The 24,147-nt window shown below is 32.0% G+C and carries 21 protein-coding genes; 11 read left to right on the plus strand and 10 right to left on the minus strand.

What is annotated here, in order from left to right; translation table 11 throughout:
* Positions 1 to 334: 334 nt before the first annotated feature.
* The gene (gene rpiB, locus J7K39_05130) at positions 335 to 784 is read left to right on the plus strand and encodes a ribose 5-phosphate isomerase B (protein ID MCD6179267.1); all 450 of its coding nucleotides are present in this window, start codon (positions 335 to 337) and stop codon (positions 782 to 784) included.
* A gap of 13 nt (positions 785 to 797) precedes the next feature.
* Positions 798 to 2,180, plus strand: coding sequence for an iron-sulfur cluster-binding protein (locus J7K39_05135; GenBank protein MCD6179268.1), 1,383 nt, complete (start codon positions 798 to 800; stop codon positions 2,178 to 2,180).
* Here J7K39_05135 and J7K39_05140 read toward each other — a convergent pair.
* On the minus strand, positions 2,177 to 3,238 hold the full coding sequence (locus J7K39_05140) for a flippase-like domain-containing protein (GenBank protein ID MCD6179269.1): 1,062 nt from the start codon (positions 3,236 to 3,238) through the stop codon (positions 2,177 to 2,179). The two genes, J7K39_05135 and J7K39_05140, sit on opposite strands and share 4 nt — an antisense overlap.
* 200 nt (positions 3,239 to 3,438) lie before the next feature.
* Here J7K39_05140 and J7K39_05145 point away from each other — a divergent pair, with 200 nt between their 5' ends.
* On the plus strand, positions 3,439 to 3,843 hold the full coding sequence (locus tag J7K39_05145) for an Hsp20/alpha crystallin family protein (protein MCD6179270.1): 405 nt from the start codon (positions 3,439 to 3,441) through the stop codon (positions 3,841 to 3,843).
* A 120-nt stretch (positions 3,844 to 3,963) separates the two neighbouring features.
* Here J7K39_05145 and queA read toward each other — a convergent pair whose 3' ends face one another.
* Both queA and J7K39_05155 read right to left on the minus strand, forming a co-directional pair.
* Entirely contained in the window at positions 3,964 to 5,010 is a 1,047-nt protein-coding gene (gene queA / locus J7K39_05150; GenBank protein MCD6179271.1) for a tRNA preQ1(34) S-adenosylmethionine ribosyltransferase-isomerase QueA, read from the minus strand.
* 155 nt (positions 5,011 to 5,165) lie between these two features.
* A complete protein-coding gene (locus J7K39_05155) occupies positions 5,166 to 5,528 on the minus strand; it encodes a hypothetical protein (protein ID MCD6179272.1) in 363 nt (120 codons plus the stop codon).
* 294 nt (positions 5,529 to 5,822) lie between these two features.
* Here J7K39_05155 and J7K39_05160 point away from each other — a divergent pair, with 294 nt between their 5' ends.
* A complete protein-coding gene (locus tag J7K39_05160) occupies positions 5,823 to 6,617 on the plus strand; it encodes a polysaccharide biosynthesis/export family protein (GenBank protein ID MCD6179273.1) in 795 nt (264 codons plus the stop codon).
* A 14-nt stretch (positions 6,618 to 6,631) separates the two neighbouring features.
* On the plus strand, positions 6,632 to 9,112 hold the full coding sequence (locus J7K39_05165; GenBank protein MCD6179274.1) for a polysaccharide biosynthesis tyrosine autokinase: 2,481 nt from the start codon (positions 6,632 to 6,634) through the stop codon (positions 9,110 to 9,112).
* Between the two features lie 96 nt (positions 9,113 to 9,208).
* Here J7K39_05165 and J7K39_05170 read toward each other — a convergent pair whose 3' ends face one another.
* From J7K39_05170 to J7K39_05180, 3 genes are all read right to left on the minus strand, one after another.
* On the minus strand, positions 9,209 to 9,697 hold the full coding sequence (locus tag J7K39_05170; protein MCD6179275.1) for a dihydrofolate reductase: 489 nt from the start codon (positions 9,695 to 9,697) through the stop codon (positions 9,209 to 9,211).
* A gap of 115 nt (positions 9,698 to 9,812) precedes the next feature.
* The gene (locus tag J7K39_05175; protein MCD6179276.1) at positions 9,813 to 10,838 is read right to left on the minus strand and encodes an asparaginase; all 1,026 of its coding nucleotides are present in this window, start codon (positions 10,836 to 10,838) and stop codon (positions 9,813 to 9,815) included.
* 15 nt (positions 10,839 to 10,853) lie between these two features.
* Positions 10,854 to 11,624 (minus strand): TatD family hydrolase, encoded by a 771-nt coding sequence (locus J7K39_05180; protein ID MCD6179277.1) that lies wholly within the window; start codon positions 11,622 to 11,624, stop codon positions 10,854 to 10,856.
* Positions 11,625 to 11,825: 201 nt separating this feature from the next.
* Here J7K39_05180 and J7K39_05185 point away from each other — a divergent pair, with 201 nt between their 5' ends.
* Positions 11,826 to 14,945, plus strand: coding sequence for a hypothetical protein (locus tag J7K39_05185; protein ID MCD6179278.1), 3,120 nt, complete (start codon positions 11,826 to 11,828; stop codon positions 14,943 to 14,945).
* Between the two features lie 63 nt (positions 14,946 to 15,008).
* On the opposite strand, the gene J7K39_05190 is transcribed toward J7K39_05185, so the two are convergent.
* From J7K39_05190 to J7K39_05200, 3 genes are all read right to left on the minus strand, one after another.
* Positions 15,009 to 16,013 (minus strand): aspartate--ammonia ligase, encoded by a 1,005-nt coding sequence (locus tag J7K39_05190; protein ID MCD6179279.1) that lies wholly within the window; start codon positions 16,011 to 16,013, stop codon positions 15,009 to 15,011.
* Between the two features lie 355 nt (positions 16,014 to 16,368).
* Entirely contained in the window at positions 16,369 to 18,198 is a 1,830-nt protein-coding gene (locus J7K39_05195; protein MCD6179280.1) for an ABC transporter ATP-binding protein, read from the minus strand.
* A 25-nt stretch (positions 18,199 to 18,223) separates the two neighbouring features.
* Positions 18,224 to 18,838, minus strand: a complete 615-nt coding sequence (locus J7K39_05200; GenBank protein ID MCD6179281.1) for a SprT-like domain-containing protein — start codon at positions 18,836 to 18,838, stop codon at positions 18,224 to 18,226.
* 311 nt (positions 18,839 to 19,149) lie between these two features.
* Between J7K39_05200 and J7K39_05205 the strand changes: the two genes are divergently transcribed.
* From J7K39_05205 to J7K39_05225, 5 genes are all read left to right on the plus strand, one after another.
* Complete coding sequence (locus J7K39_05205) at positions 19,150 to 19,890, plus strand: ABC transporter permease (protein ID MCD6179282.1); 741 nt, start codon at positions 19,150 to 19,152, stop codon at positions 19,888 to 19,890.
* Entirely contained in the window at positions 19,887 to 20,633 is a 747-nt protein-coding gene (locus J7K39_05210; GenBank protein MCD6179283.1) for an ATP-binding cassette domain-containing protein, read from the plus strand. Before J7K39_05205 ends, J7K39_05210 begins: the two co-directional genes overlap by 4 nt.
* Before the next feature lie 3 nt (positions 20,634 to 20,636).
* Positions 20,637 to 21,188, plus strand: a complete 552-nt coding sequence (locus J7K39_05215; GenBank protein MCD6179284.1) for a CvpA family protein — start codon at positions 20,637 to 20,639, stop codon at positions 21,186 to 21,188.
* A gap of 228 nt (positions 21,189 to 21,416) precedes the next feature.
* On the plus strand, positions 21,417 to 22,859 hold the full coding sequence (locus tag J7K39_05220) for a HAMP domain-containing histidine kinase (protein MCD6179285.1): 1,443 nt from the start codon (positions 21,417 to 21,419) through the stop codon (positions 22,857 to 22,859).
* 7 nt (positions 22,860 to 22,866) lie between these two features.
* Positions 22,867 to 23,562 carry a response regulator transcription factor gene (locus tag J7K39_05225; protein MCD6179286.1) on the plus strand — a complete coding sequence of 232 codons (696 nt, stop codon included), beginning with the start codon at positions 22,867 to 22,869 and terminating at the stop codon, positions 23,560 to 23,562.
* A 22-nt stretch (positions 23,563 to 23,584) separates the two neighbouring features.
* Here J7K39_05225 and ruvC read toward each other — a convergent pair whose 3' ends face one another.
* Complete coding sequence (gene ruvC, locus J7K39_05230; protein ID MCD6179287.1) at positions 23,585 to 24,142, minus strand: crossover junction endodeoxyribonuclease RuvC; 558 nt, start codon at positions 24,140 to 24,142, stop codon at positions 23,585 to 23,587.
* Between the last annotated feature and the right edge of the window lie 5 nt (positions 24,143 to 24,147).

The following is a 24,147-nucleotide window of genomic DNA, read 5'->3' on the forward strand; positions in this document are numbered from 1 at the left end:
ATATAGTTGATTATTAAAATATTTTAAACCTTATAAACATAGTGTTAATATTAATAAAGTTAAAAAGTAATAGATAAAAATTGTATTTCAAATTGTTTATAAGTCAGTAATAAATCTGAATAAAATAGTATAAGTTTTATGTTTTATAGAATAATGTAGGAGGCTTGTTAATAAAAGACAATTTATAAACAATTATTAACAGGAAATGAACATTATGTTAAGAGTGTTTTTATTAATTGTGTATTTTTATTGAAAATAAAGTACATATAAATTATTTTTAAGTATTTACAAAGCTTAGCTAAGCAATATCTTTAAATTTGCAAAAAAAAATATAATGATAGATAAAACCATTACACTTCCAATTGCTTCTGATCATGGAGGCTTTGCGATGAAAGAATTCTTAATTGATAAACTTCAAAAAGCTGGTTTTAAAGTAAAAGATTTTGGTACTTTTTCTGAAGAAAGTGTAGATTATCCCGATATAATTCATCCACTTGCTAAAGCTATAGATACAGGCGTTTACCCTCTTGGAATAATTATGTGCGGAAGCGGAAATGGTGCTCAAATTACGGCTAATAAATATGCCGGTGTTAGAGCCGGATTATGCTGGTCGGTAGAACAAGCAAAACTTATACGCTTACATAATGATGCTAATATTATTTCTATTCCGGGTAGATTTGTAGATTTTGATATTGCCTGGAAAATGATAGAAGTATTTTTAAATACTGAATTTGAAGGTGGCAGACATAATACACGTGTTAAAAAAATTTCACAAACTCTTTAATTGAAAGAAAAATATGTCGCTAATTGCAGAAAAATTTTTAAAAGAATCAAAACTAAAAGCCTTTGATCTGGAGCACAGAAAGAAGATAAATTTTAATATAGGAAGATATAATGAAGCTTTTAAAAAGGGATTGTTGCAATATGATAATTTAGACTTAGCCAAAAACAGAGCCGCTAATATTAAAATAAAAGTAATTAACGATTTAGATCAATATTTAATAGAATTTGAACAAAATTTTACAAGAAACGGTGGTAAGGTTATTTGGGCAGTTGACGCTGAAGAAGCTAAAAACGAAGTGCTTAAAATTATAAAAACACATAAAGCCGAGCACGTAGTTAAGATGAAATCGATGACTACTGAAGAAATAGAACTTAATGCCTTTCTTGAAAAAAATGGAATAGAATCATTAGAAACAGATTTAGGAGAATATATTGTTCAGTTAGCCAACGAAAAACCCTATCATATTGTTACTCCAGCTATGCATAAATCAAAAGAGGATATAGCTCTTTTGTTTAATGAAAAAATGGGGTGGAATGAAAATTTGAGTCCTGAAGAAATTACAAACAAAGTAAGATTAAAACTCAGAGAAAAATTTTATAATGCTGATATTGGTATTACAGGAGCTAATTTTTTAATTGCAGATACGGGATCTATTGCGCTTACAGAAAATGAAGGTAATGGTGTTTTAAGCATGTCTATGCCACCTGTTCATATCGCTATTGTGGGAATAGAAAAAATAATACCAAGTATAAACGATTTAGATATTTTTTGGCCATTATTAAGCAGTCACGGAACAGGTCAGCGTATGACTGTTTACAATAGTATTATTAGCGGTCCTAAAAAAGCTAATGAAAAAGACGGACCCTTAGAGAGTTATGTGATTATTTTAAATAATAAACGTAGCGAACTGCTTGCACAAGAAGAACAAAGAATAGCATTATCTTGTATTCGTTGTGGAGCTTGTTTAAATGTTTGTCCCGTATATAAAAATATTGGAGGACATACTTATGAAGCAACCTATAGCGGACCCATAGGTTCTGTTATTTCGCCTTGGTTATTGGGTATGAAGGATTATAAACACTTAAGTTTTGCTTCTACACTTTGTGGTGCCTGTACTGAAGTTTGTCCGGTTAATATTCCCTTGCACGATTTATTATTATTAAATCGTCGAGATGCTGTTGCTCAGAAACATACCACAACAATAGAAAGAATAACGGTTAAAGGAAGTACTAAATTTTTAATGAATAGAAAATGGTTTGATTTTTTTAGTTCTAAAACAAAGAATTTTTTCATTTCGCTTTTCATAAAAAAACTTTGGGGAAACAACAGAAAATTTCCTCCTTTTGCCGAAAAATCTTTTCACGATCAGTGGATAGAAAAGAATAAGACAAATTAGTTTTTTTTCTTACGAAACACTCTATTTACCCAACGTGGTAAAATAATTGCTCCAATAAATAAGTATGGATAATAAGTAATTAAACGCCAAAGTAAAGCCATAGGAACAACCCAGTTTTGATTAGGAATAAAATCACCTAAAAAATCGCTAAAGAAAATTTCTGCTAAACCGCTTCCTCCGGGTGTAGGACTAACCAAAAGCAATATCCACATACTTAACTGACGAGCATATATTAATAAATGTTCATATAATCCTAAACTTCCCATAAAGAACGCCATAAACATAAAATTAATTACTCCGTAACGACCCGTCCAAGCAACAACAGTAACAAAAAAAGATTTAAGCCAAAACGAAAAACTTTTTGTCTTAAACCATTTAGAAGTTTCTATTAACTGATCGGATAATAAACAAACATTATCTTGCCAACGTTTTATTAAAGGAAAGCGGAAAAGCCATCTAAATATTGCTTTAACAACATAAGGGTTTATAAAAATAGCATATCCTAATAGTGCCGTATAGATAAATATTAATCCGTAACCTAACCAAAAATAATATTTAAGCTGACTAAAATGATCTTGAAGAGGAAAAATATTATTTCCAAAAACAAGTAAAAGAATGGGTATGGAAATAATGAAAAAGATTTCATCTAAAAATATAGCCGTTAAAATAATAGCTGTACTTTTTCCTGCACTTATTTTTTCCTTAAAAAGAAAATAAATCGCCGGTGCGGTTCCCCCAACAACAGAAGGAGATATTGCCGAACTAAATTCCCAAAGTATAATTATTTCAAAAGCCTGGCGCCAACCTAATTTGTGACCTGTTAAAATTTTAATACGGATAATGTAAGCAAGATCCCGGACAAACATCATTAATACTGCGACAAAAATCCATAATGCCGCCCCTGCTGACCATTGAAAAAAAGAAAACTGATCGACATCAAAATTCCTAAATAATAAATAAGCCGCTACTCCTAAACCAATGACAATAGGTAGGATAATTCGGCTTGGTTTTAGAGAATCTAATATTTTTTTACCACTCTCGGTTTTAATCTTTTGCATAAATCTCAACAAAGGTAATCAAAGAATCGCTAGTCATAAATAAAAAAATAAAACATATAATATGACAAATAGTCAGACAATATTTATAATTATTGACAAATAGTCATAAATAATATGTTGGTATAAAATTTGAAAAAAGGGAAAAGAAACAAGGGTAAAAAAATATTAAATAATAAAATTAATTAAAGAAAGGAAATATCATGTTACGTTTAGTGAAATTTAACAACGAACCAACATTTGGAAATTTATTGAATCATTTTTTTGAGGGTGAATTTAATCGTTCAACTTATGAGCCTGCAGTAAATATTGGAGAAACAGACAAGTATTTTGAATTAGATTTGTTAATTCCCGGATATACAAAAGAGCAAATCAACATTGAATTGGACGATAATGTATTAACCATTTCAGCAGAAGTTGAACCAAAAGATGATGATTTAGAATGGAGAAAAGAATATTCAATAGAGTCTTTTAGTCGTTCTTTTAGTTTACCAAAAACTGTTGATGGCGAAGCTATTAAAGCCGAGCAAAAAGATGGTATACTACGATTAGAAATACCTAAAAAGAAAGAAGAGCAAAAGCTTAAAAAGCTTATAGCTATTGCATAAATTTTAGATTAGTTGATTGATTTGATTTTTTAAAACCGGGTTTTACTCGGTTTTTTTATGGGAATAACAAAAAGAGACCGTCCTTTTGAGACGGTCTCTTAATTTTATATATAGTGTTTATTATAAAATAAGCATAGCATCACCATAAGTAAAGAAATTATATTTTTCTTTTATAGCTACTTTATAAGCATCCATAATAAAGTCATAACCACCAAAAGCAGTTACCATCATTAACATGGAAGAATAAGGTAAATGGAAATTACTAACCATCGAATTGGCAATTTTAAACTCGTAATTAGGAAAAATAAAACGATTTGTCCAACCATCAAACGGTTTAAGGTGGCTTGAAATAGATGTTGAAGATTCCATACCTTTCATTACCGTTGTGCCAACAGCACAAACACGACGTTTGGTATTAATGGCTTTATTAACAATATCAGCAGCATCCTGACTTATAAATAATTCCTCGGAATCCATTTTGTGTTTTGTAAGATCTTCTACTTCGATAGCACGGAAATTTCCTAAGCCCGCATGAAGTGTAAGTTCGGAAAAATTAACACCTTGGAGTTCCAAACGTTTTAAAATTTCACGACTAAAATGTAAACCGGCAGTTGGTGCTACAACAGCACCTTCGTGTTTAGCATAAATTGTTTGGTATCGCTCATCATCAATAGCCTCAATAGGGCGCATATGTACTTTGGGTAATGGTGTTTCACCTAAGCGTTTTAATGTTTTTTTAAATTCTTTGTAAGTTCCGTCAAACAAAAAACGTAAAGTCCTACCCCTTGAAGTAGTATTATCTATAACTTCTGCAACTAATTCATCGTTTCCGAAATAGAGTTTATTTCCGATACGAATTTTTCTGGCAGGATCAACCAATACATCCCATAATCTAGACTCGCGATTTAATTCGCGTAATAAAAACACCTCTATTTTTGCACCTGTTTTTTCTTTTTCGCCATGTAAACGAGCAGGAAAAACCTTAGTGTTATTCAGCATAAACACATCACCGTCACCAAAATATTCCAATATATCTTTAAAGTTACGATGTTCTATTTTTTTTGTGTCACGATGTAAAACCATTAGACGAGATTCGTCACGGTTTTCTATAGGATAGTTAGCAATTAATTCTTCGGGTAAATTAAACTTGAATTTTGATAGTTTCATGTAAAGCTTTCTAATAAAACACTTTGTTTCCGTTTGCGCACCTAAAAATAGGAATTTAGCCTTTTAAAACGGGGTGCAAAAGTAATGTATTTTTACGCACGTGTCAAGGCATAAATGATTTATTTTAAAGTTGTTCTGTATGAGAGCTTTTTATTTCAGTTATCAAAATTATCGCGTTTAATAATCATAACTTTATTTTCGCCCAATTTTAGATAACCATATTCATAACAAAAATAGTAAATATGACCTTTTTTTGTGGTATAAGAAGATGTGTAATAATTGAAGTTAAAACCGGCATTAGTTAAAGAACCGATAGAAATAACTTTTTTATTAATCTTACCACTAGTATCTTCTAGTAGTTTTCTGTTTTTACGTAAAATACCATTAATGCGACGTACATGATTTTCTGCAGTTGCATTTTTTTCGTTATTGTAGGCGTTCCTGCATTGATCTGAGCAAAATTTTTTGTCAATACGACCACTGATAGGCTCTTGGCAATATAAACATAAACGTTCCATGAGAAAAAATTAATTCGAGAATATCGATTTTAGCTTAAAGCTCGAATTTACAAAAAAAACAATACATTTTAAATGTTTTTTGTCTGCATGCCTATTAATCTTTATACAATAAATCATATTTGCGTTTAAGCGAAAAAAACTTACTTTTGCCTATACTAAATTAGTCATATATATATGTTTAATATTCAATACCCTGAAACAGTTAGTAATAGGGTTTAGAGTTAAAAAAACAAATATTTTAATGTCTGACATTCCTTAAGAAATATAATTAACGCAGTAGAAAACAAATTACAAATGATAAATACACTTTATTCCTTATTCAAAACAGCGACTTTGTTAATTGTTCTAAGTCTGTTTTTTTCATCTTGTATTTCACAAAAAGAAATTAAATATCTTCAGCCGTCAGTGGAAGACTCACCTAATAGAAGTGAGTTCAGCAATGCAGATATTGAAGATTATCGATTTAATTATGGCGATAATATATACATCAATATCCGAAGTTTAGATCAAAAAGCAAGCGATTTGTTTAACTCTACTTCCGGAAGCCGCACAACAAATTCATATAACGATGCAAGTATTTATTTAAACAGCTATACTGTTGATGTTAATGGGGAAATAGATTTTCCTTTAATTGGAAAAATAAAACTTGTTAATTTAACTCAAAGTGAAGCCATAAAACAAATTCAAAAAGCTGTAGATGTTTATTTAAAAGAAACCACAGTAATAGTAAAACTTGTAAACTTTAATATAACTTTTGTAGGTGAAGTAAAAAAACCGGGTGAATATAAAATCTATCAGGATAAAATAAGTCTTTTTGAAGCAATTTCTTTGGCAGGTGATATTTCTGATTACGGTAATAAAAAAGCGGTAAAATTACTTCGTTCAACCAATGCCGGTCACGAAATGATTACTCTTGATCTTACCAGTGAAAACATTTTGGAATCACCTTATTTTTACCTTAAGCCTAATGATGTAATTTATATTGAACCTCTACCAAGTAAGCAATATGGATTTGCAACTTTCCCTTACTCATTGTTGTTTTCAACTATTTCGAGTGTTATCTTAATCATCACTTTTTTACAAAAATAAATCCCCCTTAAGCCGTGAACGAGAACTTTAATCCGCAAGATATTTATCAAGAAGAGGCCATAGATTATAAAGCATTATTTTTTAAACTCTATAGACATTGGTATTTCTTTGTATTAACTATTTTTATTGCTTTAATAATTGCTTTCTTATTTAATAAATATACCAAACCCGTATACGAAGTTTCAACAACGGTATTAGTTGAAGATAGAAATAGTACAGATCCTCAAGCTCTGCTTGGGCTGGGATTTAGAAATAGTATGCAAAATGTTGAAAACGAAATAGGAAAATTAAAGTCTTATAGATTAGCTTATATTGCAATAAAACAACTTCCTTTTGATATTTCATATTATGGCGAAGAAAATTTTATCTCAAAAGAACTTTATAAAGATACTCCTTTTAAAGTAGTTTACGACAAGAAACATGCCCAACCGTTAACTCTTAATTTTAATATTAATATTAATTCTGCCACAAGCTTTACAATGAGTGCCGAAGGTGAAAATATTGATCTTTACGATTATGTTGAAGATAAAAAAATTGAAGGTGACGGTCTTAAACAAATTAAATTAAAAGAAGAGTATTTTTTCGGACAAAATATAGAAACAGAGCATTATAAATTCCGTATAGAACTTACGGATAAGTTTGATGAAGAGAAAGACATAAACAAAAACATGTATTTTGTATTTAATAGTGTTAATAGTCTGGTTTCTAAATATAAAGGCTTTGAAATAGAACCTATTAATAAAGAATCGTCAATACTCGAAATAAAACTAAAAGGAAATAATATTGAAAAATCCGTTGATTTTTTAAATACGCTTACCGAAGTTTATTTATCCAATAATTTAGATAAGAAAAATCAGATATCTCTAAAAACTATCGAATTTATTGATAACCAATTAACCAGTCTAAGTTTAAACTTAGACTCTGCACAGCAAACAATTCAGGATTTTCGTGCCAAAAACGAAGTAATGAATATTGATTATCAGGCGCAACAAACTTTTGAACATATGAAAGAGCTTACGCAAAAAAAAGCGGAGCTTTTGTTAAGTGATAAGTATTATAAAAATTTGCGTGATTATATTCTTCAGGCACAAAACAATATCGACGATATAATTGTTCCCACAGCATTAGGAATTAACGATCCGGTAATTTCAGGATTTGTAAGTAACCTGTCCGCTCTTTACGAAGAACGACTATCATTATTATATCGTACAACCGAAAAAAATCCATCTGTAATTCAGCTCGATTTACAAATAAATAACCAGAAAAGAGCGATGCTGGAAAATATCGATAATATCATTAAAACATCCAAAATTTCGTTAAATGATATTGATGAGCGTATTAAAATTATAACAAGAGAAATAAATAAATTGCCGCTTACACAACGTATGCTGTTCAACATGGAACGTAGCTTTAAGCTGAGCAATACTATGTATGAGTATCTGATTAAAAAACGCTCGGAAGCTCAAATTACAGCAGCTTCAAATCAACCCGATAACGAAATTGTTGACCGAGCAAGGAAAGAATCTGCCGGCTCGCCGGTTTATCCAAAAAAATCGTTAAACTACTTAATAGCATTGGTATTAGGTGCAGTACTTCCTATTGGATATATTATGGGAAAAGATATGCTTAACGATAAGGTTATCGAGAGAAAAGATGTTGAATCGGTTACTAATTTACCTATTATCGGACATACTATTCACTCTAATAAAGAATCTAAGATAGTAGTGGCTACTTCGCCAAAATCTTCAATTGCCGAGTCTTTCCGTTCTATTAGAACTAATCTGCAATACTTGGCTAAGGGAAAAGACCAGCAAACCATTCTTATTACTTCTGATATGGTAGGTGCGGGTAAAACATATACTTCTATTAACTTGGCAAGTATTTATGCTATGTACGGCAAAAAAACCTTACTGTTTGGCTTCGATTTACGTAAACCTAAAATTTATCAAGATTTTGGTTTGTCAAATACCGAAGGTATTTCTTCTTATCTGATAAATAAAAGTTCACTCGAAGATATTATTCAGCCTTCCTCTATAGATAATCTGGATATTATTATGGGTGGTCCTGTTCCTCCAAATCCCGCCGAACTTATTGCCTCGAGCAAAAGCACCGAATTATTTGCCAAAGTAAAAGAGATTTACGATTATATTATTATAGATACGCCTCCCGTTGGTTTGGTAACAGATGCTTTTCTTCTGATGAAATATGCTGATGTAAATCTGTTTATCGTACGTCAAAACTTTACTCATAAAAAAGTATTTGCTTCCATTATTAATGATGTTGAAAGTCGTAAAATACCAAATGTAAATATTCTGATTAACGATGTGCGATTATCAAGAAATGCATATGGCTATGGTTACGGCTATGGTTACGGTTATGGCTATGGTTACGGCTATGGTTACGGTTATGGTTACGGTTATGGCTATGGTTATTATTCGGATGATAAAGACATAGAAAAACCCTCCTTAATAAAACGGGTATTTCAAAAATCATAATACTTAAATTGATATCAAAAGGCTGTCCGAAAAGACGGTCTTTTTTATTTCATAACGAATAGCGGTTAGAATTAAAATAGGGATAAAATTCTGTGTTTATTTCCTTAGAAGATTGATGAATGAAAAATCGTATTCATTCTTTTCTGAAGCTTTGTGCTGCGTTTCACTTTCTATTTCCCAATTTTTCATATTTATCTCAGGAAAATAAACATTAGCATCAAAGCTATGATGGACACGTGTTAAATAAATTCGCTTAACAAAAGGCAATAAGCTATTATATAACTGACCGCCACCTATAATAAAATGTTCTTCGGAATCGCTTCCGTATTTTTCAATAATATCCTCAATAGAAAATATCATTTCGCAATTTTCAAAACGTAAATTTTTATTTTTTGTTAATACAACATTAGTTCTGTTGGGTAATGCTCCTTTAGGTAAAGATTCAAATGTTTTACGACCCATAATAATGGTGTGGGATGTTGTTAAAGCCTTAAATCTTTTTAAATCGTCTGACAGATGCCAAATTAACTTATTATCTTTTCCTATGGCATTATTCTCGGCTACTGCAACTATTATTGATAACATAGACTTATTAATACTTTTAGTGTTAATTTATAATTCCTTACAATGCGAAACTTATCAGCTGCATTCACAAAGATATGTAATTTGCATTGAGTCGTTTTATTAAAACATCTCGAAATTAATCTTCACGCATTTCGCCTTTTAAATTCTTTTCCATTAGTTTTTTGGCTTCTTCTTTAGAAATATCTAAACCTAATATCATCATCATTTTTGTTAGTGCGGCTTCTACCGTTATGTCCTTACCGTTAATTAAGCCCATATCGGCTAAATCGAGACTGGTTTCGTATTTTCCCATTTCTACGGAACCGCCTCTGCATTGCGAAACGTTTACAATTAAAATACCTGCATTAAGTGCAGCTCTTAATTCATTTAAAAACCATTCTTCCGTAGGTGCATTTCCTGCTCCATAAGTCTCCAAAATAACACCTTTTATTCCATCGATAGAAAGTATTGCTTTAACTGTTTTAGGACAAATACCGGGAAATAATCGCAGCACAACAATATTATTATCGAGCTTAGTATTGATTTTTAATCGTTTAAATTTTGGTTTTAAAATATTTTGTTCCCGATATTTAATATAAACGCCAACATCGGCTAATGCCGGATAATTTACCGATTTAAAAGCGTCAAAATTCTCCGCATTAAACTTATGCGTGCGGTTTCCTCTAAATAATTGATTCTCAAAGTAAATGCATACTTCGGGAATCATTGGAATATCGTCAGACTTAGCTCCGGCAATTTCCAAACTGGTAATAAAATTATCTCGTCCATCAGTTCTAACCATTCCCAAAGGTAATTGCGAGCCGGTTATAACTACGGGTTTATTTAAATTGTCGAGCATAAAACTTAAAGCCGAAGCAGTATAACTCATAGTGTCTGTTCCATGAAGAATAACAAAACCGTCATATTTTTCGTAGTTCTCCGAAATAACTTCAACTAATTTTATCCAATAATCCGGACTAATATTTGCCGAATCGATAATAGGATCAAAAGAGTAAGAATCTATTTTAAAGTCAAATAATTCCAATGATGGCATATAATTATACAGCTCATCAAAATTAAACGGACGTAACGAGCCTGTTTCTATATCTTTAAACATCCCAATAGTTCCTCCGGTATAAATAACCAATATGGCTGCTTTCATATCCAAATATTTTATCTATAAATTAAATAATTCTTCAGCATTTGCTGTTGTAATTTCTGCGACTTTATCAATAGAAATTCCTTTTATTTCGGCTAATTTTTTCGCTATAAGCGGAATATATGCCGGTTGATTGCGTTTACCACGATAAGGTGTTGGAGCTAAATAAGGAGCATCCGTTTCTAAAATGAGATGCTTTAGGTCTATATTTTTAATTTGCTCGGATAAACCCGAATTTTTAAACGTTAACACACCGCCTATTCCTAACTTAAAACCATAGTCATTTACAATTTTATGTGCTTGTTCCTCACTACCCGTAAAGCAATGAAAAACTCCTTTTAATTCGGGTGTGTGAATATCATCCAATATATTAAATAGCTCATTGAAGGAATCGCGAGAATGAATAACAATGGGCAAATTATATTTCTTGGCAAGCTTAACCTGAAAACGAAAAGCCTCTTCTTGTTCAGAAAAAAACGTCTTATCCCAATATAAATCTATGCCTATTTCGCCTATGGCAACAAAAGTATTTTCATTTAAAAGTTTCTCTACAATAGCTAATTCCTCTTCAACATTTTCTTTTACCGAAGTGGGGTGTAATCCCATCATAGGGAAACAATTATCAGGATAATCTTTTGAAAGTTGAAGCATTGAGCCGATAGAGAAGCTGTCGATATTTGGCAATAAAAACTTTTCTACTCCAAGACTAATAGCCTCTTCAATTACGGTTGAACGATCCTGATTAAATTCGGCTAAATAAATATGATTATGCGTATCTATAAAAGTCATGGCGCAAAGGTATTTTATTTCTTATAAAAAATAGAAGAGGTGGAAAAAAAGACGTGGAGAGGTGGGTGATGGGTAATCTATTTTGTATTGTTCTTGCTTTTTTGCATCTTTGAAAACCGAAAAGATTTGAGCTAAATTTGATTTTAAAATCATAAGACGCTTTCTCTTTTGTAAATAAAACAGTAACCAAACACATAATTAATGAAAAATTTATCTCTAAAAATTCGCTTTAGTTTTCTTTTTGTATTGACTTTATTATCGGGTATTTCTTTTGCTCAAAGTCTTACAATGGAACAAATTAATGGTATTAAAGCTCGTAATATTGGCCCAGCAGGAATGAGCGGTCGTGTTACGGCTATTGATGTAGTAACTTCAAAGCCCGATATTATTTTTATCGGAACAGCCTCTGGTGGTGTCTGGAAATCTGATAATGGTGGTGTTAGTTGGAATCCCATCTTTGATCATCAGGATTTTGCTTCTATAGGTGCGTTAACCATCGATCAAAGCGCAACAGATGTTATTTGGGTTGGAACGGGCGAAGGAAACCCGAGAAACAGCCAAAGTAGTGGAAACGGTATCTATAAAAGTATGGATGGCGGAAAAACCTGGAAACATATGGGTTTGCCAAACTCGCGTAATATTTATCGTATCCTAATCGATCCAAGAGATTCTAAAACTGTTTATGCCGGTGTTCAGGGTTCTGCTTGGGGTCCCAGCGAAGAGCGTGGTCTTTTTAAAACTACCGATGGTGGAAAAAATTGGAAAAAAATATTATACATAAACGATAGAACCGGAGTTGGAGAATTAATTATGGATCCTTCTAATCCAAATAAGCTTTTTGTTAGTATGTGGCAGTTCGAAAGAGAAGCTTGGTTTTTTAAATCGGGTGGTTCCGGTTCAGGATTATATGTTACTCACGATGCCGGAGAAAACTTTCAACTTTTAACGGAAAAAAACGGTATTCCTAAAGGTGAATTAGGAAGAATAGGATTAGGTATTTCACCAAATAATCCACTCGTTGTTTATGCTTTAGTGGAGTCAAAACATAATGCTTTATACCGATCAGAAGATGGTGGTCAGAAGTTTAAAATGGTTGCCGATAAAAATATTGGCGGTAGGCCTTTTTACTATGGTGAAATTCATATCGATCCCGAAAATGAAAATCGCATTTATAATCTTCACTCTTTAGTTGATGTTAGCGATGATGGCGGCCGTACTTTTAAAACAATGATGCCTTATGCTAAAGCTCATCCCGATCATCATGCTTGGTATATGCATCCAAAAGACGGAAGCTTTATTATTGATGGTAATGATGGCGGATTAACCATGTCGCGCGATAGAGGAAAAACTTGGCGTTTTATACGTAATTTACCTCTTGCTCAATTTTATCATATCAATTACGATATGGAAACTCCTTATAATGTATATGGCGGTATGCAAGACAATGGCTCTTGGCGCGGACCCAGCCAAGTGTATAATGTGCAAGGAATACAAAACGTATATTGGCAAGAATTATCTTTTGGCGATGGTTTTGATGTTGTTCCCGACAGAGTAAATTCTCGTTATGGCTTCACTATGAGTCAGCAAGGAAACGTAATGCGCTACGATTTAGAAACAGGGTTTAGCAAATTTGTTCAACCCGTTCATCCCGATGGTGAAGATTTACGTTTTAACTGGAATGCCGCTATAGCTGCCGATCCTTTTAATAATAATGGTCTTTATTTTGGAAGTCAATATTTACATAAAAGTAGTGATAGAGGCGATACTTGGACAATAATTTCACCCGATTTAACCACTAACGATTCTACCAAACAAAAATCCATGGAGAGTGGAGGTTTAACTTATGATGCTACCGGAGCAGAAAATTATACAACCATTATTGCCATTGCCCCAAGTCCGTTAAATAAAGATATTATTTGGGTTGGTACCGATGATGGAAATTTACAATTAACTACCGATGGAGGCAAAACATGGACAAATAAAATTAAAAATATTAAAGGTGTTCCCGAAGGATCTTGGATTCCACAAATACATCCTTCTACCTATAACGAAGCTGAAGCTTTTGTTGTAATTAACGACTATCGTCGTGATAATTGGGCTCCTTATATTTTTCATACTAAAGACTACGGTAAAAAATGGACAAATATTGTTAGTAAAGAAAAAGTAAAGGGTTATGCTTTATCATTTGTTCAAGATACTAAGGCTGAGAATTTATATTTTGTAGGAACAGAAAGTGGTTTATATATCAGTATTGATGCCGGAAAAACTTTTAGCAAATACACCAATAAATATCCAACTGTTTCTACTATGGATATGAGAATTCATCCACGCGAAAACGATTTAATTATTGGAACTTTTGGACGTGCTGCTTATATTATAGACAATATTGAACCTTTACGAGAATTAGCAAAAGAAGGTCTTGCTTTACTCAAAAAACCTGTTTATCTTTTTCCTATTCCGGATGCAGAAATGAATATATTTAAACAGCCTCCGGGAATGCGATTTGGTGCCGATGCTTTATTTTATGGAGAAAATAAAAAACAGGGAGCAATGATTTCTTATATCGCTAATCCTGTTGAAGGAGTTAAAGACAGCGTTCTTATTGAGATTTTTGATGCTAAAGGTGATTTGATGACTACTATTCGGAAAAGCCCCAAGGAAGGGATTAACCGTTTTTATTGGAGATTCAATAAAAAAGGAGTACGTTTTCCTCAGCAAGCTAAGCCTAAGAATAATTTGCACGAACCAAGAGGTGGTAAGGTATTGCCTGGTGAATATGAAGTGAAGTTATCGTATAATACTAATAGTTGCACATCAAATGTAAACGTAAAATTTGATCATAGGATTGATTATGAAATAAAAAATTTAGAAGCGCGAGCAGCTATGCAAACAGCTTTTAATACCGAAGTAGAAAAGGCAACTAAAGCTGCCGATAAAGTTAGAGATGCACAAACCATTGTTAAAAATCTTTCGACGATTATTAAACCTTTAGAGGGTGATGAAAATAAAGACATAAAAGATTTACATAAAAAGATTTCTAAGCAATTAAACGATTTTGCCGCCTTATTGAAGCAACCTAAAGTACAAGGCATTTTCCGTAATCAGAAACTTCTACCAAATATTTTACGTCAGGCATCTTGGGGATTAATGGCTTATATTGATGCTCCGGGTTTACGTGAGGAATTAGCTGTTAAAAAAGCCCAAGAAGCCATTGATAAATACGTTGGTGATATTGATGCTTTTTTTGCAGGCGAATGGTTAACTTATCAAACAATGATAAAAGAAAAGAATTTGGATTTCTTTTCTTCGTTTGAGAACTAAATTAAAATATTGATTAGTGAGAGTGCGGTTTTATGTCGCACTCCCACTAAAATCAAAAGGAACCTACAATAAGTGAACATTAGCTTTTAAAGATTCTTCTCTAATACTATCGGGCCAAAGACTAACTTGTACCTCACCAATGTGTTGTTTTTTCAACATAAACATTACAACTCTCGATTGTCCAATACCGCCACCAATACTTTGTGGTAATTGATCGTTTAGTAAGAGAGAATGAAAATACAGGTTTTTTCTATCCGAGGCTCCTCTTTCTTCTAACTGATTCAATAAAGTAGTTTTATTAACACGAATCCCCATAGACGAAATCTCAAAAGCGGTTTTTAAAACAGGATTCCAAACTATAATATCGCCATTTAGACCATAATAACCATCTTCATTTTCCGAACTCCAATCGTCATAATCCGGTGCACGACCATCATGAATTTTCCCATCACTAAGTTTACCTCCAATACCAATAATAAAAACTGCACCAAAGGCTTTTGCGATTTCCGTTTCCCTTTCTTTAGCACTTAGTTTAGGATATCTCTCTAATAATTCTTCGGAATGAATGAAAGTGATTTTTGTGGGTAAAACAGCCTGAAGATGAGGATTTACTAAAGCAAGTTGTATTTCGGTAGTTGTAAGAGCCTCGTAAATTTGTTCTACGTGTTTTTTCAAAACACTTAACGATCTGTCTTTTGCACTTATAGTTTTTTCCCAATCCCATTGGTCTACATAAATTGAGTGTATAGGACTATAATCCTCATCCGGACGAAGCGCACGCATATCAGTTAATATTCCTTTTCCCTCTTCTACTTCTAATTCACTAAGACGTATTCTTTTCCATTTTGCCAAAGAGTTTACAACTACAGCACTTTGTTCTTTCAAAGCTTTAACAGGGAATTTAACGGTTCTTTCGCTACCGTTTAAATCATCATTAATGCCTGTGCCGTCCAATACCGCAATAGGTGATGATATTTTTGTCAGATTTAATTGTTTTGATAATTCTTGTGTAAAAATTTCCTTTACAAGACTGATTGCTTCTTCTGTTTTTAAAATGTCGTTTTTCATAATATAGATTGTTTTAGTTTTTTTCAAAAAAAAAGCCTGACCATCGACTGACGGACAGGCTCGATGATGATATAGCACGGCTAAGTATTATTATTTATATTCAAATTGATTTGTTTCATAATAGAACTGTTTTAAAACAAAAAAGCCTTCCGAATTTCGGAAGGCTTTTTTGTTATTTTTTTATATCGTTACACAATAAGCTTCCGTTTTCGCAATGTATTAACATTGGAATTATTATTGGAATTATTATTATGTACACTTGTCATTACTCTCTATTTAGACTACGAATGTAAACTTATTATTTAATTTTTGAAGAAAAATTAAAAGAAAAAATCTAAAAAGTAAAAAATATTTTCTATTCAAAACTTTGTAACGCGTGCAAACGTGCATAAACACCTTGTTTTTTAATTAGCTCTTTATGTGTACCGCGTTCGGTAATTTTGCCATCATTTACAACCACAATTTCATCGGCATTCTTGATGGTAGATAAACGATGAGCTATAACTAAAGAGGTGCGATTTTTCATCAAATTTTCTAATGCGTCTTGTACTAAACGCTCGGATTCGGTATCTAATGCTGAGGTTGCCTCATCAAGAATTAGAATTGGAGGATTTTTTAAAACGGCTCTGGCTATGCTTAAACGTTGTCGTTGACCTCCGGAAAGTTTTTGTCCTCTATCGCCAATATTACTTTGATATCCGTTTTCCATTTGCATAATAAAGTCGTGTGCATTTGCAATTTTTGCCGCAGCAATTACATCTTCTTTACTTACCTTATCTTCAACACCAAGTGCAATATTATTAAAAACGGTATCGTTAAATAAAATAGATTCTTGAGTTACTATACCTAATAAAGAACGTAAATCATTAATTATCAAATCTTTAATATCAATACCATCTATGGTTATTTTTCCTTGCTGTGGATCGTAAAATCTGGGTAATAAATCTACCAAAGTAGATTTTCCCCCTCCCGAAGCTCCGACAAGAGCAATAGTTTGACCTTTTTTTATTTTTATATTGATATTTTTAAGTACCGATTTATTCTTGATATAATCAAAACTTAATCCTTGATATTCTATTTCGCTTTGGAAATCTTTTTTTGCTATGGCATTTTCTTTTTCTACAATTTGCTCCTCGGCATTTAATATTTCTTCAATACGTTCTACCGAAGCCGCGCCTTTTTGTACATTATAAAAAGCCGCTGTTATAGCTTTAGCCGGAGGTAAAATCTGTGAAAAAATGCCAATATAAACCAAAAAAGTAGCAGCATCGATAGATGCATTTTCTCCCAATATTAATCGTCCGCCAAACCATAAAATAGACACAACTACAGATACGCCCAAAAATTCACTCAATGGCGAAGAAAGATCGCGCTTTCGGTAAAGACCAATCATTAACCGGGTATAAATATTATTATTTTCTTGGAATTTGTGTTTAGCAGAATCAATAGCAGCAAAGCCTTTAATAATACGCAAGCCGCCTATAGTTTCTTCTATAATAGATAAGATATTCCCTAATTTTTTTTGTCCTTTTTCGGAGCTGCGTTTTAAAGACCTGCCAATAACACCAATTATTATAGCACTTATCGGAAGCATTATTAATACAAAAACTGTTAAAGCAGGACTAAGGAAAAACAGTGTAATTACAAATAAGATAATGGTGATAGGCTCACGAAAAACAGCCTCTAAAGAACTTAAAATAGACCATTCCACCTCAAGAACATCAGAACTCATACGCGAAATAATATCGCCTTTGCGTTGCTCAGAAAAATAAGCCAATGGAAGAATAAGTATTTTATTATACATATCGCTACGCAAATCTCTCACAACACCATTTCTGATAGGTGCAATAAAGAACATTCCCATATAACGAAATAAATTTTTAAAAAAATACAGTCCCAAAATCATTAAAGAGATATACATTAAAGTATCAATAGCACCATATTTATCAATCATAAAACCGGAATAATAATAGAGGTTTTCTTTAATTGTATCGAAGTCCATTATATCTATTTCGGGAGCCGATTTAGGAAAAGCTTCCGTAGAAAACAGCATATTTAAAACGGGTAAAAAGAAAGTAAAAGAAACCAAAGAAAATATTACCGATAATAAATTACTGATAATATTTAACAGGGCATATTTCCAGTAAGGAATTACATATTTTAATATTTTTAATAAACTTTTCATACGGTAAACAAAGATAGCAATTCTTCTATTCGGGAAGCCTTTCTACTTCTGCTAATCCGTGAATAAGATATAAGCGTTTATTTTTTATATTTCGACATTGAAAACGAGTACGCATTTTTTTTACCACTTCAAAAGGAATATTTCTAAAAATAAATTTATCTCCTATAAGTAAATCATCCAATTGTGGATTTTCTGATTGTACGTCAAAAGTTTTTAAAGCACGCATTAATTGCGGATCAGAAACACTGGATGCTTTTGGTTTTTGGAAATACCTTTTTACGGCAGGAAGAAGGCTTTCGGGAAAAATATTCTCATTTAAAAACGGTTGCATCATTTGAGAAAAAGTCATTTGCCATTCTTTTCCGTGGGGTTTTATTCGCTTAAAACGACTATTATTTTTATACACTTCGGCATGAGCCATTTCATGAACGAGAGTAATTAAAAAAGCATATGGATTCAAATTGTAATTTACACTTATACGCGGATAACCACCATTTTGTGCTGCTCTGAAATCGCCTAATTTAGTACTTCTAATATTGCTAATTTTTAGCTGTACATTATTCTTTTGTAACCACTCTACAATAGGAGTAACGGCTTTTTTAGGAATATAGTTGGCAATAATATTTTTGTTGTAATTCATATTAAGCTAATAATAGGTAATACAAGTGAATTTGTGCTTTGTGAAAAAGAAGGGCAATTACAGTTTTTGGATGTTTTTCTCATACCTTTTATCGATGTAGCTTTACAGGAAGCAAATAAAAATAAACTTATCAATAAAATTATCCCGAAATATATATGTTTATTCATTTATAAATGCCTTTAATTTATAACTTCAAATCACGGAAAAAATTATCAGATAAAAAAAGAGTTCTTACTGTTTAAAAAAATTCTTCGCCTAAAGCGTTAACAGAAGAGGGTAATAATGCTTATTTTAGCAAAAATATTTTTTTAATGAACCTGATTAAACATATTGGATCTTACTTGCTATTAATGTGGCAAGTGGTTTCTAAGCCCGATCGTTGGCGAATATTTTTTCAACGCCTTAACGCAGAGCTTTATGCTATTGGTGTTGATTCTTTTGGTATAGTAGCAATTATTTCCCTGTTTTCGGGTGCGGTAGTTGCCATACAGGTTGCATATAATATTGATAATCCTTTATTGCCTAAAACTCTTATTGGTTTTTCGACCAGACAAATGATTGTTTTGGAATTTGCACCCACTATGGTGAGCCTTATTCTTGCCGGAAAGGTTGGTTCCAGTATTGCTTCTGAAATAGGAACAATGCGCATTACAGAGCAAATTGATGCTTTGGAGATTATGGGGATAAATCCTGCTAACTTTCTAATTCTTCCTAAGCTTGTTGCGGCGGTCTTTATTATTCCTGCACTTATTATTTTCGGAATATTTATTGGTATTATTGGCGGGTATTTAGTTGCTTTATTTACTCCTTTACTTACGCCCTCAGAATTTATTAGTGGCGTTCAGCTCGATTTTGAAAGCTTTACAGTTTTTTATGCTTTAATAAAAACAGCTGTATTTGCTATTATTATTGTTACTATGGCCGGATTTCAAGGGTATATTGTTAAAGGCGGTTCTATACAGGTTGGTAAAGCAAGCACAAAAACAGTGGTTTATGCCAGTGTTTTAATAATCCTTTTTAACCTTCTCTTAACTCAACTTTTATTAACATGATTGAGGCATTTAACATATCGAAAAAATTTGGAGAGGCACAGGTATTAAAAGATGTTTCTATAAAACTCGAACGCGGTAAAAATAACCTTATTATCGGTGCAAGCGGTGCTGGAAAAACGGTTTTATTAAAATGCCTTGTAGGTTTACACGAAGTAGATGAGGGTCATATTGATTTTGATGGTAGAAATTTTTCCTCTATAGGACATAAAAAACGAAGAGAAATCAGAAAAGAATTAGGAATGCTTTTTCAGGGCGGAGCTCTTTTTGATTATTATACCGTTGAAGAAAATGTAATGTTTCCGCTCAATATGTTTACCCACCAAAGCCTTGAGGAAAAAAAACATCGTGTAAACGAAGTCCTTAAACGTGTTAATCTGGAAAATGTAAATAAAATGTATCCGGGCGAATTAAGTGGCGGTATGGTAAAAAGAGTTGCTATTGCGCGAGCTATTGCCAATAATCCAAAATATTTATTTTGTGATGAACCTAATTCGGGTCTCGATCCTAAAACAGCTAATGTAATTGATGGTTTAATTGCTGAAATTACGGAAGAGTATAATATAGTTACCATTGTTAACTCACACGATATGAATTCTGTTCTAAAAATAGGTGATAATATTAGTTTTATACATCAAGGAAGACTTTGGTGGCAGGGAAATAAAGACACCATTTTAACTGATGATAATCCCGAATTAAACACTTTTGTTTTTGCCACAGAACTTACCAAACGATTAAAAAAATAAATTATGGGAGTACTCGATATTATTTTTATCATACCAATTATTTGGCTTACTTATAAAGGATTTTCTAAAGGATTAATTATTGAATTAACCACATTAGCAGCATTATTTTTGGGCATTTATGTTAGCTTGCATTTTTCAACTTATACTGCTAATTTTTTGACTGAGCATTTTGAAATGAATCAAAAATATCTAAGTATACTATCGTTTATAATTACTTTTATTTTGGTTGTAATAGTAATAAATCTTTTAGGAAAACTGCTTGAAAAAGTTATTGATTTAGTAGCCCTAAGTTTTTTAAATAAAAGTTTTGGCGGTTTTTTCGGTGTTCTTAAAGCAGTTATCTTTTTAAGCTTTATCATTTATTTTGTAAATAAATTTGATAAAAACAGATATATATTTAGTCCGTCACTGACTTCGGAATCAATATTATATACTTATATTGAAGATGTAGCACCAACAATTATTAATTTGTATGATGGAATTAATGATGAGGATGGGATTTTAAAAGAAGTTAAAAACAAAGCCGAAGAAACAGTTGACGAAGTACTAAAATAATAAAAGTGCAGCTTGCCTTCTGCACTTTTAAACCAAAAATCAAAATTCAACTAATTTTAACGTTGATTAAATTTTATGAACTATGAGAAAATTCATTCAATTACAAAAGCAAAAGTACAGCAAACACTAAGTCGTAAATGTTAAGGGCTTTTAAGAAGCGTTAAAGAAAGTTAAACCCTTATTTACAATGTGTTTCAGCTATATCTTTGCTTTAATATTCTTTGGTTTATGAATAAAAAAGTAATTTATTTTATTATTAGTCTAATGTCTTTTGCGCTAATTAGCCTAATGATAATTCAGGTTTATTGGATCAAAAACACGATTATGGTTAAACAGGCCATTTTTAATCGTGATGTTGATGCCGTTGTTTCCAAAACTATTTACGATTTGGAAAGAATAGACCGCGCTTTAACTTATACACGACAAAAAGAATTACTTTCAAAAAATAAATTATTATTAAATAATGCTATCGATTCTGTTAATCAATCAATAATCTCCAGCCTTTTAAATTTTTCTCCTTCTCCAAGCATAAACGATATTAATTCCAGTGGTTTTAGCTCGCAACGTATTATAGAAAATCTTTTTTCACAATCAGAAAGATTGAGTATAAATAATTTAGTCGAAAATCGTATCGACATTAAACAACTCGATTCTCTTCTAAAACGCGAATTCCGTCGTGCGAACATAAATACCAAATACGAATTTGCAGTTTATAGTCCTAACCGAAATAGGTTGGTTATACAAAAAACCGGTAAATACCCTGAGCAGGTTTTACGATCACCTTTCAGATATATGCTTTTTCCGGGTGATATTTTTTCACAACATGATATGTTGATGATTTATTTCCCTAATGAACAACAGTTTTTAATAACTCGTTTATGGGTTTTACTTGTAATATCGTTTTTTCTGATTTCAGCAATTATATTCTCGTTTACCTATGTGGTGTCAACAGTTTTTAAACAGAAAAAAGTTTCTGAAATGCGTAACGATTTCATTAATAATATGACACACGAATTTAAAACCCCAATATCTACTATTTCACTTGCTTGTGAGGCTTTATCAGATAAGGATATTGTTAAAACGCCACATCTTTACGATTCGTATATAAAAGTTATTTCTGAAGAAAATGGCAGATTATCAGGTATGGCCGAAAAAATATTACAAAGTGCACGTTTTCAAAAAGGTGAAATCATTTTAAATATCGAAAGTATAAATATTCATGATGCTTTAAATGATGCTATTTCTAAAATCAATTTACAAATTGAAAAGAAAGGTGGTGTAATTCATACTGACTTAAATGCAGAAAAAGCTGTTATACAAGCCGATAAAATTCATATTACAAATATTGTTTTTAACCTTCTTGATAATGCAAATAAATATACTCCTTGGGCACCAATCATTCATATTTCAACAAAAACAATGGGTCAGGGAATTTTAATTTCAGTAAAAGATAATGGTATTGGTATTAGTAAATCTAATCAGAAAAAGGTTTTCGATAAATTATTCAGAGTACCAACAGGTAATATTCATAATGTAAAAGGATTTGGATTAGGATTAAGTTATGTAAAAACCGTTGTTGATAAGCATAACGGAAAAATTACTTTAGAAAGTGAACTTAAAAAAGGAAGTAAGTTTTCAATTTATTTACCTTATAACACAATATTAAAATAAGCTTAAAATGGAAAAAAAAGATATTAAAATTCTATTAGCCGAAGATGATAAAAATTTAGGAACTGTTTTAAAAGCATATCTCGAAGCTAAAAAATACAGTACTACTCTTCGCGTCAATGGTCAAGAAGCTCTTGTGGAATTTCAAAAAGAAGAGTACGATTTTCTTATTTTAGATGTAATGATGCCTGTAAAAGATGGTTTTACTTTGGCTCGTGAAATTCGTGAAACAGATAAAAATATTCCTATTTTGTTTTTAACCGCTAAATCACTGCAAGAAGATAAAATGGAAGGTTTTAAAATTGGTGCCGACGATTATCTTACTAAACCATTTAGTATGGAAGAATTGTTAGTTCGGATTGAAGCTATTTTACGTAGAACGCAAGCAAATAAAACAAATACTAATAAAGACTTTTATACTATAGGTAAATTTACTTTTGATGTAACACGACATATTTTATCTGCCGATGGAGATAGCCAAAAACTCACCTCTAAAGAAGCCGAACTTTTAAAAATGCTTTGTGCTCAAAGAAACGAAACATTAGATAGAAGCGTAGCTTTAAAGCAGATTTGGCATGACGATAGTTATTTTAATGCGCGTAGTATGGATGTGTATGTTACTAAACTAAGGAAATATCTTAAAAGCGATCCTACAATTGAAATATTAAATGTTCATGGGGTTGGTTTTAAACTGATTACGGAATAGATTGAAAATGTGTAAATAAGTATTACTTTTTCACTCGCTTTGGATTTTTACTGACGAAACTTTTCCAGCCCGTATAGCTGTCACTTTCGATAGAAGGATTTTTTTGTAAGTAATGACAAACGGCAGCCGCTAAACCATCGGTAGCATCTAAATATTCTGCTTGTTCTTTTATTTTTAAAAGATTGGTAAGCATTGCCGCAACTTGTTCTTTAGATGCCGTTCCTTTTCCGGTAATAGCCATCTTGATTTTTCGCGGAGCATATTCAAAAATAGGCACATTGCGATACAATCCTGCCGCCATAGCAACACCCTGAGCTCGCCCTAATTTTAACATCGACTGCACGTTCTTACCAAAGAAAGGGGCTTCTAAAGACATTTCGTCGGGTTGATATTCATCAATAAGAGCGAGTGTTCTTTCAAAAATTTTCTTTAATTTCATCGGATGATTAGAATAGCCCCCAAGTTTAAGAACACCCATAGTAATCATATCAATTTTATTCCCCTTTTGGTGAATAAGACCATAACCCATTATATTTGTACCCGGGTCGATGCCTAAAATTATTCGATCTGTTTTTACAATAGCCA

This window comes from Bacteroidales bacterium (genome assembly GCA_021157585.1).
Lineage (GTDB): Bacteria > Bacteroidota > Bacteroidia > Bacteroidales > UBA12170 > UBA12170.

What these genes read in the sequence shown, in the direction of transcription:
- J7K39_05135 (MCD6179268.1), top strand. Translation starts at nt 798, where the DNA reads ATGTCGCTAATTGCAGAAAAATTTTTAAAAGAATCAAAACTAAAAGCC.
- J7K39_05185 (MCD6179278.1), top strand. Translation starts at nt 11,826, where the DNA reads ATGAAAAATTTATCTCTAAAAATTCGCTTTAGTTTTCTTTTTGTATTG.
- J7K39_05175 (MCD6179276.1), bottom strand. Translation starts at nt 10,838, where the DNA reads ATGAAAGCAGCCATATTGGTTATTTATACCGGAGGAACTATTGGGATG.
- J7K39_05225 (MCD6179286.1), top strand. Translation starts at nt 22,867, where the DNA reads ATGGAAAAAAAAGATATTAAAATTCTATTAGCCGAAGATGATAAAAAT.
- J7K39_05200 (MCD6179281.1), bottom strand. Translation starts at nt 18,838, where the DNA reads ATGAATTACAACAAAAATATTATTGCCAACTATATTCCTAAAAAAGCC.
- J7K39_05205 (MCD6179282.1), top strand. Translation starts at nt 19,150, where the DNA reads ATGAACCTGATTAAACATATTGGATCTTACTTGCTATTAATGTGGCAA.
- J7K39_05210 (MCD6179283.1), top strand. Translation starts at nt 19,887, where the DNA reads ATGATTGAGGCATTTAACATATCGAAAAAATTTGGAGAGGCACAGGTA.
- J7K39_05190 (MCD6179279.1), bottom strand. Translation starts at nt 16,013, where the DNA reads ATGAAAAACGACATTTTAAAAACAGAAGAAGCAATCAGTCTTGTAAAG.
- J7K39_05155 (MCD6179272.1), bottom strand. Translation starts at nt 5,528, where the DNA reads ATGGAACGTTTATGTTTATATTGCCAAGAGCCTATCAGTGGTCGTATT.
- queA (MCD6179271.1), bottom strand. Translation starts at nt 5,010, where the DNA reads ATGAAACTATCAAAATTCAAGTTTAATTTACCCGAAGAATTAATTGCT.
- rpiB (MCD6179267.1), top strand. Translation starts at nt 335, where the DNA reads ATGATAGATAAAACCATTACACTTCCAATTGCTTCTGATCATGGAGGC.
- J7K39_05215 (MCD6179284.1), top strand. Translation starts at nt 20,637, where the DNA reads ATGGGAGTACTCGATATTATTTTTATCATACCAATTATTTGGCTTACT.
- J7K39_05195 (MCD6179280.1), bottom strand. Translation starts at nt 18,198, where the DNA reads ATGAAAAGTTTATTAAAAATATTAAAATATGTAATTCCTTACTGGAAA.
- J7K39_05160 (MCD6179273.1), top strand. Translation starts at nt 5,823, where the DNA reads ATGATAAATACACTTTATTCCTTATTCAAAACAGCGACTTTGTTAATT.
- J7K39_05145 (MCD6179270.1), top strand. Translation starts at nt 3,439, where the DNA reads ATGTTACGTTTAGTGAAATTTAACAACGAACCAACATTTGGAAATTTA.
- J7K39_05170 (MCD6179275.1), bottom strand. Translation starts at nt 9,697, where the DNA reads ATGTTATCAATAATAGTTGCAGTAGCCGAGAATAATGCCATAGGAAAA.
- J7K39_05180 (MCD6179277.1), bottom strand. Translation starts at nt 11,624, where the DNA reads ATGACTTTTATAGATACGCATAATCATATTTATTTAGCCGAATTTAAT.
- J7K39_05220 (MCD6179285.1), top strand. Translation starts at nt 21,417, where the DNA reads ATGAATAAAAAAGTAATTTATTTTATTATTAGTCTAATGTCTTTTGCG.
- J7K39_05140 (MCD6179269.1), bottom strand. Translation starts at nt 3,238, where the DNA reads ATGCAAAAGATTAAAACCGAGAGTGGTAAAAAAATATTAGATTCTCTA.